Here is a 15964-nt window from a genome sequence, read left to right on the forward strand (position 1 = left end):
CACACGGGGGAATCGAGATGACACCCATTTTTGAAAACGTACTGATCGGGGGGCAATGGGCTGCGGCAGATCTCGGTCGCTATCCCATCATCAATCCCGCCACAGAGGATGTGTGCGGCTACGCACCGGAGTGTTCTCTGCAGCAAGTGGAGTTGGCCGTGGCGGCTGCCAGGGAAGCTTTTGATCACGGCCCCTGGCCCCGCATGACAGGAGAGCAACGCAAACAGGCACTGAAGCGTGCAGCCCGACGATTCCAACAGGAGCTGCCTCAGCTGCTGGACCTGACCATCAATGAGACGGGCGCATTAACAACCATCAGTGAGCAACTGCACTTGGGCATGGCGGCCACTCGCATCGATTTTTACGCCGACATGGCGGCTATGCCAACGGAAGCCGAAGCGCCGGTGTTGGATATTGACGTTGGCGCTGCCGGGGCGTCGGCAACACAAGGCGTTATTGTTAAAGACCCGGTAGGTGTGGTTGCCGCCATCGCCCCCTACAACGCTCCGGTATTGGTATGTGCCGGCAAAATTGGACCGGCGTTGGCGCTGGGTAATACTGTCGTGGTCAAACCACCACCAGCAGCCCCCATGGGAATCATTGCCATGTGTCAAATTCTCGCAGAAGAGTTGCCTGATGGGGTTCTCAACCTGGTCAGTGGTTCTGAGCCGCAAATCGGCGCTACTTTGGTGGCAGCGGATATCGATATGGTGTCTTTTACCGGTAGCTCCGCCGTTGGTCGGCAGATCCAGCAGGAATGCGGCAAAGCCATGAAGCGCAGTCTGATGGAACTGGGCGGAAAGTCGGCGAATATCGTGTTTGCCGACTGTGATCAGGAACAAGCGCTGCAAACCGCCATCAACACCTGGACCTTTCAAACCGGCCAGGCCTGTATTGCTCCCACCCGGCTTTTCATCGAAGAGTCGATCTATACTGAATTTACTCAGAGCATGGTCGAAGTCGCTGCAACACTGAAGATTGGTGACCCCAGGGAGTCCGACGTGGTTCTCGGACCCTTGATCTCGGACGCGCAACGTCAGCGGGTGGAATCCTTCGTGGCTTCTGCGCTCCGGGAGGGTGCAGTTATAGCCTGCGGCGGTAAACGTCCGGAGGGTCTGGAGAAGGGATTTTACTTCGAGCCAACGCTTATCACCAATGCCAGCAACCGCATGCGCGTGGCCCGTGAAGAGATATTTGGTCCGGTGATCGTGGCGATTCCTTTCTCAAATCAGGCGGAGGCTATCGCCATGGCTAATGATACCGACTATGGCTTGTCAGGATACGTGTGGAGTGGAGATCTGGAGCGGGCCAAGTCCGTTGCTCGACAACTTCGCACGGGTACCGTTCAAATCAACGGTACGCCGCCACGGCCGGATACCCCGTTTGGTGGTTTTAAACAAAGTGGTATCGGTCGCGATAATGGTTTGAATGCAATTGATGCCTATACCGAGACCAAGTTTATTGGCTGGCCGCCTGGTTCATAGGTTTCCCCGCGTTACGAAGTACTATCACATTACGTAGGGTGGATTAGCCGAAGGCGTAATCCACCATGTGCAGACCTCATTTCGTTAGAGGCTGCGTTCAGCTTCCTGTCGTAGTTCGGAAAATGTTTTTCCGGTCCAGCTCTTAAGTGCTCGACGGAAATTGCTCACGTGTTGGTAACCCAGACGATAGCTGATTTCCTTCGGCGTAAGGTGACTTTGACGGATATAATCCATGGCTCGCCGTCTACGGGTTCGTTCTATCAGAGTTTTGTAGCTGAGCTGCTGTTCGGTTAAGGCTTTTCGAAGTTTGCCTGCGCTGATGCCCAGCTCCGCGACGACATCACTCACTTCAGGAAATTCTCCACTGCACTGTTCGAGAATCGCCTCTACTTGCGCCACGGTTTGGGTATTCACGTGGCTGAGTTTCAGTTTCTTACGGCAACGCTCGATACTCAAGCGAAACACTTCGGGGTCAGACAGCAACAATTCGGATTCCAGGTGCTCCGTATCCAATTGAATCCTAATGTTGGGTTGTTCGTAAAGGACAGGGCATTGAAAAACCTCATGATACTGCTGATGGTAGCTTGGCCGAGGGTAGCTTACCTGCAATGACAACAACCGAAATTGACTGCCGGTGAGGCGTGAGGCAAGGGTCACCATTCGCATAACAAACTCCTCAACAGCGAATGGCAGCAGTGGCCCCAGGCGAAAGTTTTCATGCAGAGTGTTCACCCATTGCCCGCCTTCGAAAAAGTTCGCCGGCGACAGCAGGTACTCGTTAAGGTGCGCATATTTCATCAATACCCGCCTGGCCTGCGCCAAAGTGTCGCTGCTGAGCGCCGCGTAGCCCAATACGCCGAGATCACCAAGATGATACTCCCTGCCCAGCTCCAACCCCAGCGCTGGATTTCCGGTTAACGACAACATGTTTCGGATTATCACCCGATAATGTTCTGGCTTGGGACAAAAACGGCCGGACTCTATGGTTTCAGCATCAAGGCCGGTATCGGCCATAACCTGAGCAGGTGAAAAACCTCGCTGCTGCATTCTCGCCAGATAAAAACTGAGACGGTTCTTTCGCATGGCTGCCTCCGCTAACCTGCGACCAGTGGATTTATCCATGTTAGCCTGAAGCGATTCCGACCGGCAACAAAACTCACATCGCGATTACTAAAGGCCAATATCATTCGGTCCCAATTGATATGTCGTTACGGCAAGGGAGTGACAATAATGAGCGAATATGAATTAACACAATCCAAAACAGAGAGTGTGCTTTGTCAGATCCAGATCAGTTTCGTCTGCAAACCCGTGAATGGCTGGTAGCGAATTGCCCGGCCAGCATGCGTGGTCCTGCGGCACCCGAAGCCATATACCGTGGGGGACGCAAGGGCTCCTTTCCCTCTCCGGATGCTCAGACCTGGTTCGAGCGCATGCTGGAGCGTGGCTGGACCGCACCTGACTGGCCTGAGGAGTTTGGTGGCGGAGGATTGGATGCGAAACACACCAAGGTCCTGCGCGAAGAAATGAAGGCATTGGGCTGTCGCGTGCCTCTGTCCGGCTCTGGCTTATGGATGCTGGGCCCTGCGTTGCTGGAGTTCGGTACACTCGAACAACAACAGCAACACTTGCCAAAAATCCTTCGGGGAGAGATTCGTTGGTGCCAGGGGTACAGCGAACCTGGCGCGGGTTCCGACCTCGCCAACCTTTCCTGCAAGGCAGTGCAAGAAGGTGAGTTGTTGCGCATCAACGGCACCAAAATCTGGACATCCGGTGCCGATCAATCCGATTGGATTTTCTGCCTGGTTCGGACCTCTGACCAAGGCCCTAAACAAAGTGGCATTACGTTCTTATTGATTGATATGGCGCAACCGGGAGTCACCGTTAAACCCATTGAGTTGATTTCCGGCGATTCAGAGTTTTGCCAGACGTTTTTTGACGATGCCACCGCGCACATCCGCAATGTAATTGGGGGATTGAACCAGGGCTGGGCTGTAGCAAAACGCCTGCTGCACTACGAACGCGCTTTGATGTCTGAACTCTCCGCCGTGTCTGCGGGTCCAAAGCTGACGCCGGTTGATTGCGCGCTAAAATTCTCAGCAGCTGGCCCGGAAGGTACTCTTGATCCGGTGACCCGAGACAGGTTGGCACGTTATCAGATGGACAGAATGGCGATGGAGCATACTCGCCAGCAGCTATTCGAGGCATCGGTTTCGGGGGTGGATACCTCCAATACACAACTGATCCTCAAAATCTGCGCAACCGAACTCGATCAGCAGCGTGCGGAGTTATTGTTGGAGCTGATGGGGATGCAGGGACTTGGCTGGGAGGGTGAGGCCTTCTCGGAAGAAGAACTGCAGCTGTTGAGACAATGGGCTTACTCCAAAGCGCTTACCATTGCCGGAGGCAGCTCTGAAGTTCAGCTTAATGTGATTGCACGACGAGCGCTGCAGCTCCCCACCCGATAGTGAGGTCCTCCCTTGATCTGGAATGTGAACGACGACCAGCGACTGTTGCAACAATCGGCCGAGGACTTCCTGAGAAGTTGCGAGCCGGTACAAATTTTCCGTGCACAGAGTCAACAGCCCGACTGGCAAGGGTACGACCCGGATACCTGGCGCAGCATTTGTGAATTGGGATGGCCGGCGACCGCAGTGCCTGAAAAACAGGGTGGGTATGAATTCGGCTACGTCGGATTGGGTACCTTGATGCGAGAAGCCGGCAGATACCTGTTGCCCAGCCCACTCCTGGGCAGCTCTGGCCTGGCGCTACCGGTCTGGTTACAAGTGATTGGTGACTCCGATCCACGGGAATTCCCCGAAGCACAACGCTGTTTACTGAATCAGGTGACGGCCGGTGAAAAAACGTTGGCGTTGGCCATCGATGAAAGTCATCGCCATCAACCCGATAATATCGCATTGACGGCTATCAAAGACGGTGATAGTTATTTCCTGCAGGGGAATAAACGTTTTGTAGTGGATGGTGCTTGTGCCGATACGTTGTTGGTGGTTGCCCGCACAGGCGAGCACTCTAGAGATTGTTCTCACGTGGGCCTGTTTGTGGTAGAAGCCGATAACCCGGGGTTGACCCGTGAATCACTGAACATGCTTGATCATCGCAATATGGCGCACCTGGAGTTTGACAATGTTCGGGTAGAGCAGACGGCGTTACTCGGAACAGTAGACGAGGCTTCGGAAGGGCTGCAGCGGGGGCTGGATGTTGCCCGTTGTCTGCTGGCGGCGGAAATGCTTGGTGGGGTGGAAGCCTGCTTTGAGGCGACCTTGGAGTACCTGAAGGTGCGCGATCAATTCGATGCCATAATTGGCAGCTTTCAAGCACTGCAACACCGAATGGCCCGTCTGTATATCGATCTGGAACAATGCCGTGCAGTGGTCCTGGCAGCGCTCAAAGCTGCGGATACCGAAAGTCCTGCCAACGGCAGTCCCTCAAGCTACGAAGACAGCGCTCTGCCAAAACTGGCCAGCCTGGCTAAAGCCAAGCTCAATGACCTGAGTATCGCCATGACCAACGAAGCCGTGCAATTACACGGTGGAATCGGGGTCACAGAGGAGTTGGACATTGGCTTATACCTCAAGCGATCCCGACTCACTGTGCAACTACTGGGTGACAGCCGATTCCATCGTGACCGTTTTGCTTTATTGGAGGGCTACTAGCAGACCACGGAGCCCACAGCTATGGGATTGGTGGGATCCGAGGTGACTATGCAGAGCCGGCAGCCTCCAGAAAGCAGCTAACAAATGCAATCGACGGCATATTCCATAAAGAAATAGATGGTTCTTTTTTATTTGAATATTGGTATAAAAAATAAATTAACAAACATGTAAATTAAATAAACTTCGGGTAACATGATTGCTCTTATTGACGAATTCATTTGAAGGACACTGATATTGACGATTGAAGACGATCAGGCCCTGGACACCGACAATGGCACCCGAGAGCCCAAGAAGAAACGCGCCGGTCGGCCACAGGGCAGCAGCCGTGAAATGACAACTGCCCGCATTCTTAACAGTGCGCTGACCTGTTTCACCCGAAGGGGTTATGCCAACACCACCTTCAAACATGTGGCTCAGGGAGCGGGGATGACATCTCCGGCGATCTACCAGTACTACAGCTCTAAAGCGGAGCTTTACGGGGCGACGCTCGACTTGGTTTACCAGCGTCTGATCCCGGAGATTCAGATGGCCTCACGCGCAGACCTGAATTTCCGCGAACAGATCAAAGTGCTATTGAGAGCGACGGTTGAATTACAGGCTAACGCCCCGGAGGCCACTGCATTCTTGTCAACGGTTGCCGTGGAGAGCCACCGTGAAGAAGAGCTGCGCAAATATTTTATGTCGCGTAACAGCAACGTGCTGGAGGCGATCGGTGGCATGTTCGAGCAAGCAAAGGCAAGAGGTGAGATCAAGAGCACCAGAAGTAATGCCAATCTTGCCATGTTTTTTCTGGGTAGCACCATTGGCATGGTGTTGTATCACAACGGCAGTGAAGATACTTCAATGCAAGAAGGTATCGAAACCATGATTGATTTGATCGACAACCGATTCTTCAGCGATTGATGCTGCTCGTGGTGACCCTGAAATCCAACCCGCAGTGACACTCGGTTACGGCGGACAACACACAAGGAGTCAAGAATGTCCAGTTGCCCCTATAGCAATTTGTTGGATCCCGATCTTTACGTAGAGGGGTCACACCACGAGACAATGAGAGCGGTTCGAGACCAAGGTGGGCCGGTTGTAAAATTAGATGATCCCATCACCGGTGTTCCCTACTGGGCTATACAGGGCCGTGATGAGGTCGACTACATTTGTAAAAACCCACAGTTGTTCTCCAGCGAAGCGAAAACAGCAGTGCCCATGGAGCAGGGTGAAGAGGAGATGGCCAAGCAACGCCTGATGGTGGTGAGCATGGATCCCCCTCGTCACAACAAATACCGTCGTATTTCCAGAAACGCATTTACACCGTCCGCGGTGAATTCCTACGAACCCAAATTTCGCCAGTACGCCAAAGAAATCGTTGATCGCGTTGCCAATCGAGGTGAGTGCGAATTTGTCGAAGAGGTGGCAGCCGAACTGCCCCTGATCGCCATCCTGGAGCTGTGTGGTGTTCCCAAGGAGGATCGAAAAAAATTCTTCGATTGGACGAATGCTATGTTTTTCACCAGCGACGATACCATGAGCGAAGGAGAAGACAATATCCAGGCGGCCAAGGATGCGGGCATTCATATGTACCTCTATGCCGCCGAGCTGGCCAAGAAACACGCCGAAACCCCCATGAGCAATATTGTTGGGGCGCTACTGGACAACGAAGTCGACGAAGAAAAGCTCACGATTGAAGAATTCAGCGCGTTTTTCCTGATGCTGATCTCGGCGGGCAACGAAAGCACCCGAACCGTAACGGCTCACGGCATGCGTCTATTAATGGAAAACCCTCATCAGTTGCAGATGCTGGTGGACGACCCCTCCCTGATTCCTTATTTTTGCGAAGAGGTGTTACGCCACAGTGCCGCTTTTATGGCCATGCGTCGTACAGTGATGGAAGATACAGAACTGGCGGGCCAGAAACTGAAAGAGGACGATAAGGTTATCCTTTTTTGGCACGGCATTAATCGCGATGAACGGGTATTCGACAACCCGATGGAATTCGACATTATGCGGCACAAGACCATGCCGGACCTGCATAAGCAACATCGATCCTTCGGTATTGGTCAACATTTTTGTCTTGGATCCCATCTGGCCAGGTTGGAAATGCGGGTCATGTTCGAAGAGATTATACCTCGATTAAAAAACCCGAAATTTGCCAAACCCGTGGAATACGTGCGTTCCTATTTTGTCAACGGTATTAAGGCAATGCACATTACTTTTGACAAAGAAGCCTGATACTTCTGACGACGGATCCAAACAAAACCGGGGCAGAGCGAAGACATTATGCCACCGCCCCACAATGACTGCTGGAGTAAACTACTGCCATGAATGTAGAGTCTGTTCCCGCCAAATACAAAAAAGCCCTGCTGTACCAGTTTCGAAAACGCGGGGTCAATCTCACGCGGGCACTTAGTGAGTCCTCTTATACCTTTGAAGAGGACGACCTGAGTCTTGAGTCAGAAGAGTCCGTGTCGCTGCACAAATACTGTGAACTCCTCAGGCAGTATTCACTATGCACTCGCGGAAGCTTTTTTGGTCTTCCAGTGGTGGGCAACAGCGCTACCGAGGGCTTTCGTCTGATGGCGTTATCGGTGGTGCATTGTGCAAACCTGGGTGAGGCACTGCAGAGGGCACGCGACTTCTACCGTCTTTGTGGTGAAGAGAATTGGTCTTTTCAGGTACATCAGGAGGGTGATACTGCGGCAGTTGAGTTTGAAAACCGCACTGGCGGACAGGACTCGTTGTTCAGTGTTTACGAACTGGCGATGTGGTTCCGGTTTTGGTCCTGGATCAGTGGGCAGTATATCAATATTGATCAAGTCTCACTTAGCGACAGGTCGCCACACTACGAACATCGTTATATGAAATTGCTGGGTGGGAACATTCATTACAATCAAGCCCATACCGCCATCCATTTTCATTCGGACTATCTGAAAAGCGCCCTGGTGCACAATGAAGAATCGATAGAGGAGTTTATTCGAACGGCTCCCTACCACCTGGTGACAATACCCAAAAATCAGGATAACAGCCTGACGGAGAAAATTCGCTATATCATTGGCGGAGATTTTACCAAAGCGCCCCCCAGCTACGAACGTGTCTCGGAAATTCTGCATGTGTCCACAACGACATTACGAAGACGCCTGCGCAGTGAAGGGACCACCTACCAGCAGATCAAGGACGACACTCGTCGTGATGCCGCAGTAGATTACCTTGGGCGCGAAGAGTTGAGCATCAAGGATATTGCTTATATGATGGGCTACCTTGACCCCTGCGCCTTCAGTCGCAGCTTTAAACGCTGGACGGGTTTACCGCCGGGGGTGTATCGGCGGGAGAGGTTGGGTATCTTTGAGGAAAAGTTGCTTGAGGCTTGAAAGGCGCTTTTTAAATGGTCGAACATAGTAGTAGATCAGTATTTGTTTTGTTTGGGTAATGTCCTCAAAGAGATAGCACAAAAAATTCGCTACGAATTGATTTAAGCCGGTATGGTGTCTGGCAGTGGGCAGGTCTTGTTTTACAGTTGTGGTGTAGTCACGGGACGTCTTACTCAGAAATAGCCCAGTTTTTATTCTTGTTGAGCAATGAAGGCTAGAGCAAGACTTGCTGAATTCACAATTCAAAGGGCGCGACCAATTTCATGGTGGCGGTCAACTTCAGAGAACAGCCATTACCGGAATTAGCCGTGTCACTGTAACGATGAGTTTCTAACGGAAGGTGTCAAGGCTAAAGCCGTCGTAGAGGTGCTTCAGTTTGAAAGTAATGAATGGCTGGTTTCAGCTCCTTTTCTGAAGTTGATCTCTTCCGGGACCACCGACCACTGTTACATCGGGAGAAATTAGAGGAGCACTAACTATTCAAGACACTCCTGGTGGGACATATGTGGGCAAAGAGTTTACATCGTCTACATGCATAGTAATCATTCTAATATACCGTTGCCGTGATAGGCTGAAACAACATGAGTCTTACATCTTTCTTATCCGCTGCTACCTGATACTCATTTAATTCGACTCATTTCAATACGGTGCTATGGTTCGTCTCTACTCATCGCATCCCTGTAGAAAATTTCCATGACAACACAGCTTTACGGGTATACCAATGAGATACATCTCGGTACTGGAGACAACAAATAGCAAACGGGGTTCAATCAGATGATAATCTGCGCCAATACAGTGCGACTAATTCGGAAGCGATAAACGGACGTCCAAAGTCCTTAATCATCGTTGGTCAACCGTTAGTTGCAGTGATCCTTGCACAAATTCATCCAGCGTTCTACGGCTCGGCTGGAGGCGGCATGTTTATGGGTGACGATATAGAAAAGCCGGTTCATTGGCCTTTTTTTTAGGGTGAGTTCAACTAAAGATCCCCGTTCGAGATCATCGGCCACTGCCAGCTGAGACAGACAGCCGATGCCCAGGCCTGCCTTAACAGCGTTCTTGATGGCCTCGTTCTGCGGTAATTGCAGCCGGATATCCAAATCCACCAGCAGCCCGTGCATGGCCTCGTCAAAGGTTTTGCGATGGGCGGTGCCCGGTTCTCGCAGGATCCACTGGCAGTTCAGGATGTCCTTGTCGGTCAGTTGCCGCTTGGTGGATAGCGGGTGATCAGGACGGCTGAAGACCACCATCTTGTCCTTACGCCAGGGAGTCTGAGCGAGGTCATTGTGGTGCATTTCGGCCTCGATCAGGCCAACGTCTATCTCAAAGTTCAGCACCTTCCTGGCGATCTCCGGCGAATTGGCAGCGGCTACTTCGACTTCCGATCTGGGGTGTCGGTGCAGGTAATCAGCGAGGTATTCAGACGCTAGGTAATTGGCGATGGTGAGGCTGGCGCCTACTTTCAGGGGTTCCAGTTCCTCATGTTGCCTTAACTCGCTATCAAAGTCCTGGGCGTTGGACAGTAACTGTTCGGCCTTGGCGCGAATCGTGGCGCCGAGGCTGTTGAGTCTCAAACGTTTGGCGGAGCGGTCGAACAGCAGCATGTCATAGCGGTTTTCGAACTCTTGCAGCGCGGCGCTCACGGCAGATTGAGACATGCAAAGCTGCTCTGCTGCACGGCTGATGCTCTGTTCTCTGGCGACGGCCAGGAAAACCTCCAGATGGCGTAGAGTGTATTTGATCATCATTCTGTCCAGTAGAAATTCCCGCTCTCGGCTTTCAGGGGCGCAATCAGGAGCATAGGCAAAATCAAATGGTTGATGCCAGACTCGTCAAAACCAGAGCAACCAGCTTTGACTGCTGTGTGACTCCGGTTTTTGCGTAAATCGTTCTCAGGTGTGCACGGATAGTATTGCGGGTTACGCCTAATTGGTTCGCAACCTCTTCCGTCGTGTTACCTTCGGAAAAGAGGATTGATATCGTTGCTTCCGAAATTGTTAATGAGTAAAACTCCATCAGTGTGCGAACCGAAATGTCGCGGTTACAAGTGGGGTCTTGAATCCAAACAGAAGCAAATGGCGTGACATCCGAGCAGTCAATCAAATCAACATCAAGAGGTCTGACGATCAATTGATAATTGCTCATCCCGGATAACCGGGGAACCGACAAAGCTCTGAATTCAGACTTTGATGATTTCTGTTTCTGACGGAGTACCAAGTCAATACAGCTTCGAATGTTGTCCGAAAGGGTTTGATGTATGTCAGCGTTGTCGGCCCTCAGATACCGATTAACTTCGGAAATACCATCGGCGGCTCGAAGAATGTCTTTGGCAGAGGCGTTGCTCTGAAGAATTCGACCAAAACGATCCAGCGTTAAAACACCCAGCGAGCGGCCGCTCATGGCGTCAGAGTAGATTTGTCGTTGGGAGCGAAGTCCGCGGATATCCAGCCCCAAGGACAGCGATTGTTGCATATGTGGAATCAGAAGGCTCAAAAACGCCTTTTCTCTTTGGTTGAATAGCCCTTGCTGCTCGCTTCTGACAAAACGAATAGAGATGATTGAATCTTGTTGATAAGCGCAGTCAAAGCCACAGAGATAATGGATATCCAGTGGTGACAAGGTTTTGCGAAAATATTCACTGCTAAGCAGCTGATTTCGGGGAATCATGTCATCAATGGTCACGAGTCTGTTCTGGGCAATACCGTAGAGCGGATCCTGCATGTAAAGCGTAGCGCAGGAGTCGTCGCTGTCATGTACAGGTGCATCTGTCTGGTCGCCACTGACGTATATTAAACCCGAGTCGTCCATTGTGGGCGGTCGGATAATCAACGCCGCTTGCTTAAGATTGAGTCCCCGCTTGAGACGGGTCAGGAAGTCTTTCCCTTGATCCGAGGAGGTTGCGGAGCCATACAGCGACAGAATTAAATTCGATAGCAAATTGGAGTTGAGACACACTGGCATTTTGCTCTTAAACCCACCGTTTGTGGCCTAGAGTAGCAAATTGCCCGACTGGACGGCTTCATTTGATCGAATGAAGCCAAGCTACAGGAGTCTTGCACTGCTCCGGTTGATGATGGCGACCACCTGGGATTGGTTATTGACCCCCAGCTTCTCGTAGATACCTCTCAAATGTGTCTTGACGGTATTGATACTAACATTCAGTTCTTCAGCCGCTTGCGCCTGAGATTTTCCATCTGCCAATTGAATACTCACCTGAGCTTCGCAGCGAGTCATACCATAGATCTTGCGGAGTGTGTCGACCTCGATTTCAAGATTGTTGTCTTGGAAGTCATTGATGTAGATAGCCACAGCGGGGTCCAAGTTAGTGCCATCGTAACAGTTTTTGGTGATGGGTTTAATCACCATTTCCAGCACTGGTTCACCCGGCAAGTTCTCTATGCTGAATCCCGAGCCACCTTGGTAAGACTCTCCACTCACGGCGTTGCGGATGGCTTCTTCTATCAACGCCTTCAGTTGCGAATTGTACTTGCTGCTGGTTGCTTTAAGGCGGCCATTGACAAGGGCCAAACCGCGCTTGTCGGCCAGAATAACTTCAGCCATTTGATTAGTTGAAATTACCTCACCATTGGCGTTTAGCATTATGGAGCCAATGGAGGCCTTGCTGAGCGTGGCGCTGGCAACCTCTCTCAGGCGGTTGTTTTGCAGCAGTTTTTCTCGCAAATGGATTGCACGTCTCAGGTGCGGGATGAGTATTTCAAACAGCGCCTTATCGGCATCATCATAGTCCGCTTTATCACTAGTTCTCTCTGCTGAGAGCTTCGCTCTAAGGGAGTCCTCAAAGACAATATCCTGCCCGATCATATATTTGACATCAATGGGTTTTAAGTGACGTTGATACAGTTCACTTTGGTAAAATTTTTCTTCATCGATGGAATCTTTCAGCGTGGTTGCTTTGGGTTGAAACGTGTGCAGCAACTCACTAAGCGAGAGCAGCTGTTTGGTGGCGTTGTCCGACCTCATATTGAACTTTTCATCACTGGTCAGCAGGTAGTAATCCGGCTCCGGCTTAATCACACTAAAGATCAATGAGGCATCAAGGGAATGGGTGGCGATGGCCAACTGCTTCAAAAAGCTTGACCAGGGTGCTTCCTCCTCAACGCCTTCATAGACCAATTCGACTAATTGAGCATATTGGGCGATAGAGATATTCAATTCAGACATCAGCGTAATTATCGTGAAATGGGATCTTTTGGTGTTATTGACGAAAGTGTAGCTTAGATAAACGCTGATTCACAGTCGTTTGTATATACATATTTAGTCCACTGAATGGAGAGAATTCACCTGATCAGGTGAGTCGCCGGTATCGCTCGAGCTCTATGATAAACGCTGATTTCTAAATATTGGAGCCAAGCGTGAACGCTGACCATCATTCGATAAGCGAAAATAGCGTCTATTGCGCTTTTGAGCGATCCTCTCGTCGCTATGGAGACAAGCTGGCCCTGGTGTTTGAACAGCGGCAATGGAGCTTTCGAGAGATCTGCCGGGCGGTAGAGCGGGTCGCCGCTGGTCTGACGCAACTTGGGATACAACCAGGCCAGAGACTGGTCGCTTTTGCTCAAAACTCAGATGCCTACCTGTTGTTATGGTTGGCCTGTGCCCGTCAAGGCATTGTTCATGTACCCCTAAACTACGCGCTAACGTCGCCGGAATTGGCCTATATTGTTGAGGATGCAGGCGCCACTGCGCTGTTTCACGATTTGAAACAGACGGGTACTGTTGATGATCTGGAGCCTCATAAGCGACCGCAATTCGTGGGCTCGCTTTGCGGGTCCGGGAATTTGGACGTGTTGAACTGGGCTCTAGACGAGAGGATGGGAGAGGTCCAGCGGACAGCGCCTGCGGATGATGAGCTGGCCCAAATCATTTATACCTCAGGTACAACCGCAGCGCCAAAAGGCGTTATGCATACCCATCGCTCGCTGATGAGTCAATATTATAGTTGTATCATTGCTCTGGATCTCAAAGAGGATGATCGCCTGCTGGCAGCGCTACCACTGTACCACTGTGCCCAGATGCACACATTCAGCATGCCGAGCCTATTGGTCGGTGCCAGTAACTTCATACTGCAATCTCCGGAGATCGAGGGCTGTCTGGCGCTGATCGAAGCCGAGCAATTGAATTCGTTCTTCGCCCCGCCCACTGTCTGGACCGGGTTATTGAGACATAAATCCACTTCGGGATCAGTCATCCGCTCGCTGCGCAAGGCCTATTACGGTGCTTCCATCATGCCGGAAGAAATCCTGAACGGGATGAAGGAGTTACTGCCTGCAGTGGGGTTCTACAACTGCTATGGACAAACGGAAATTGCTCCCCTGGCGACAGTGTTACCGCCTGCGGGGCATGTTCACAAGCCCACCTCGGTGGGGTTGCCCGTCATCAATGTGCAAACGCGAATTGTTAACGAGGAGCTTGAGGACATGGCGCCAGGTGAAGTTGGGGAAATTGTTCACCGCTCCCCTCAATTGCTTGCCGGTTACTGGCAAAAGCCCGAAGCAACGGAAGAGGCCTTCGCGGGTGGCTGGTTCCATTCAGGCGATATGGGTTACATCGATGACGATGGTTATATCTATATCGCAGATCGAAAGAAGGACGTCATCAACACTGGTGGAGTCGTGGTGTCGAGTCGCGAGGTCGAAGAGGCACTGTATGGCCATCCCAGCGTCTCTCAGGTAGCAGTGATCGGCATTGCGGATGACAAGTGGATCGAAGCCATTTGTGCGGTGGTGGTACCGATGGAAGGACACGAGTTGAACACTGAAGAATTGAACGACCACCTTCGTACTCGCCTGGCTCCTTACAAATTACCGAAGAAGTATATTTCTACAGACGAGCTTCCGGTAAATACCGCAGGCAAGGTATTGAAAAGGGAGCTACGGGAGCGTTATGCCTGATATGGATACTCAGCAAGCATCACTGAATTGGCCACGTATCCGCTTCGATTTTTGCGGTATTCAGGTCCTGGTGACCGGCGGAACAAGCGGAATTGGTCTGGCCATCGCGACCGCCTTTGTGGAGGCGGGGGCTTGTGTGACGATCACTGGTACGCGAAAAAGCCCTCAGGACTATGACAACGATCTCAGGGGATTTCATTACCGGCAGTTGAATCTTACCGATTTGGATTCGGTCGAGAGACTCGGTAAATCCCTGAGGGAACTGGACGTACTGGTTAACAATGCAGGAGCGACCTATGGATCAGATGCCTTCGAAAAGGAGCTGTTGGTTAATCTGACCTCAGTGCATAGACTGACCTGCGCATGCGAAGCAACCTTAAAGCGCAGTCAATTTCCCGGTGGTGCCAGTGTCATCAATATTGCCTCCATGATGTCATTTTTTGGCAGTCCTTATTTCCCCGGCTACGGAGCCGCGAAAGCCGGCATTGTGCAAATGACGAAGACTTTTACTGCCCTTTGGGCCGCTGAAGGTGTTCGAGTCAATGCCGTCGCCGCAGGTTCCATTGCAACTCCCATGACTGATATGTATGTCAAAAACGATGAGATCAGTCAGAGCGTAATCAGCAAGACGCCCATGGGGCGCTGGGGAACCCCTAAAGACATTGCAGGCGCAGTGATGCTGCTCTGCAGCCCGGCCGCAGCCTTTGTGTGTGGGCATACGCTGGTGGCCGATGGCGGCTATTCCATTATCGACTAACTTTGAACAGGAGGAAACTCAGCGAGTGAGCAAACGATACAACGAAAAAGTAGCACTGGTAACGGGCGCCGCTTCCGGCATTGGCAAGGCTACGGCGATGCGGTTGGCCAGCGAGGGCGCTCGGTTGGTGCTTGCGGATATTAATCTCGACGCCCTGACTGCAGTGGCAGAGGAGTTGAGTGGTATCGAAACTGAGTGTGTGCGCTTTGATGCAACGGACGCAGACTCCTGCCGCGCCATGGTAACGAACGCTGAGCAGCGGTTTGGCCGACTGGATCTGCTTTGCAATATTGCGGGCATTGCCGGGGCCTGGCGACTGGAGGCGATGACTCAAAAGCAATGGGAGCTGATGCTCAGTATCAACCTGACTAGCGTGTTTGTGATTACCCAGGCGGCTTTGCCTTTGCTTTTGGAAAGCAGGGGTAATGTGGTGAATATGGCCTCGGCTTCCGGACTTCAAGGGCAACCCTATAACTCGGCTTACTGTGCAGTAAAGGCGGGTGTGATCGGGTTTACTAAGTCCGTGGCAGCCGAGTTTGGCAGTCGCGGTCTTCGCGCGAATGCCGTCTGTCCCGGTGGCGTATTGACGCCGATTTACGACAACTACAGTTTCCCCGAGGATGCCGATCAAGCCCTGGTCAATCGGATGCTGCCACTGCCGGGGGTTGATCTGTCCACCCCTGAGGAAATAGCGGGTCTGGTCGCCTATGTGGGATCGGACGAAGCTCGCTTTATTAACGGTTCCACACTCTCCATTGATGGCGGTCAGACCGCGCTTTAG

At 51.7% G+C, this 15964-nt stretch carries 13 protein-coding genes; 9 read left to right on the forward strand and 4 right to left on the reverse strand.

Annotation, left to right across the window (positions count from 1 at the left end; all coding sequences use genetic code 11):
• The first annotated feature begins 17 nt into the window (after positions 1-17).
• Positions 18-1484, forward strand: a complete 1467-nt coding sequence (locus HBA55_RS05190; protein WP_166988046.1) for an aldehyde dehydrogenase family protein — start codon at positions 18-20, stop codon at positions 1482-1484.
• Between the two features lie 84 nt (positions 1485-1568).
• Here HBA55_RS05190 and HBA55_RS05195 read toward each other — a convergent pair whose 3' ends face one another.
• On the reverse strand, positions 1569-2567 hold the full coding sequence (locus HBA55_RS05195; protein WP_166988048.1) for an AraC family transcriptional regulator: 999 nt from the start codon (positions 2565-2567) through the stop codon (positions 1569-1571).
• Between the two features lie 191 nt (positions 2568-2758).
• Here HBA55_RS05195 and HBA55_RS05200 point away from each other — a divergent pair, with 191 nt between their 5' ends.
• The 5 genes from HBA55_RS05200 to HBA55_RS05220 all read left to right on the forward strand — a co-directional run bounded on the left by HBA55_RS05200 (position 2759) and on the right by HBA55_RS05220 (position 8514).
• Positions 2759-3949, forward strand: a complete 1191-nt coding sequence (locus HBA55_RS05200) for an acyl-CoA dehydrogenase family protein (RefSeq protein ID WP_166988050.1) — start codon at positions 2759-2761, stop codon at positions 3947-3949.
• Between the two features lie 12 nt (positions 3950-3961).
• Positions 3962-5155: an acyl-CoA dehydrogenase family protein gene (locus HBA55_RS05205; protein WP_166988052.1), complete on the forward strand. Its 1194-nt coding sequence runs from the start codon at positions 3962-3964 to the stop codon at positions 5153-5155.
• A 234-nt stretch (positions 5156-5389) separates the two neighbouring features.
• Entirely contained in the window at positions 5390-6058 is a 669-nt protein-coding gene (locus HBA55_RS05210) for a TetR/AcrR family transcriptional regulator (RefSeq protein ID WP_166988054.1), read from the forward strand.
• 75 nt (positions 6059-6133) lie between these two features.
• Entirely contained in the window at positions 6134-7378 is a 1245-nt protein-coding gene (locus tag HBA55_RS05215) for a cytochrome P450 (RefSeq protein ID WP_166988056.1), read from the forward strand.
• 89 nt (positions 7379-7467) lie between these two features.
• A complete protein-coding gene (locus tag HBA55_RS05220) occupies positions 7468-8514 on the forward strand; it encodes an AraC family transcriptional regulator (RefSeq protein ID WP_166988058.1) in 1047 nt (348 codons plus the stop codon).
• A gap of 857 nt (positions 8515-9371) precedes the next feature.
• Here HBA55_RS05220 and HBA55_RS05225 read toward each other — a convergent pair.
• The 3 genes from HBA55_RS05225 to HBA55_RS05235 form a co-directional block, all read right to left on the reverse strand.
• Positions 9372-10262: a LysR family transcriptional regulator gene (locus HBA55_RS05225; RefSeq protein ID WP_240945867.1), complete on the reverse strand. Its 891-nt coding sequence runs from the start codon at positions 10260-10262 to the stop codon at positions 9372-9374.
• A 61-nt stretch (positions 10263-10323) separates the two neighbouring features.
• On the reverse strand, positions 10324-11475 hold the full coding sequence (locus tag HBA55_RS05230; RefSeq protein ID WP_166988060.1) for a helix-turn-helix transcriptional regulator: 1152 nt from the start codon (positions 11473-11475) through the stop codon (positions 10324-10326).
• An 81-nt stretch (positions 11476-11556) separates the two neighbouring features.
• Positions 11557-12696, reverse strand: a complete 1140-nt coding sequence (locus HBA55_RS05235; protein WP_166988062.1) for a helix-turn-helix transcriptional regulator — start codon at positions 12694-12696, stop codon at positions 11557-11559.
• Positions 12697-12887: 191 nt separating this feature from the next.
• Here HBA55_RS05235 and HBA55_RS05240 point away from each other — a divergent pair, with 191 nt between their 5' ends.
• The 3 genes from HBA55_RS05240 to HBA55_RS05250 are packed head-to-tail and all read left to right on the forward strand — an operon-like array spanning position 12888 to position 15964.
• Positions 12888-14426, forward strand: coding sequence for a fatty acyl-CoA synthetase (locus HBA55_RS05240; protein ID WP_166988064.1), 1539 nt, complete (start codon positions 12888-12890; stop codon positions 14424-14426).
• 1 nt (position 14427) lies between these two features.
• Positions 14428-15183: an SDR family NAD(P)-dependent oxidoreductase gene (locus HBA55_RS05245; RefSeq protein WP_206019518.1), complete on the forward strand. Its 756-nt coding sequence runs from the start codon at positions 14428-14430 to the stop codon at positions 15181-15183.
• Positions 15184-15208: 25 nt separating this feature from the next.
• Positions 15209-15964 carry an SDR family NAD(P)-dependent oxidoreductase gene (locus HBA55_RS05250; RefSeq protein WP_338109356.1) on the forward strand — a complete coding sequence of 252 codons (756 nt, stop codon included), beginning with the start codon at positions 15209-15211 and terminating at the stop codon, positions 15962-15964.

It is taken from the genome of Pseudomaricurvus alkylphenolicus, from assembly GCF_011683955.1.
GTDB classification, from domain to species: Bacteria; Pseudomonadota; Gammaproteobacteria; order Pseudomonadales; family Cellvibrionaceae; genus Pseudomaricurvus; species Pseudomaricurvus alkylphenolicus.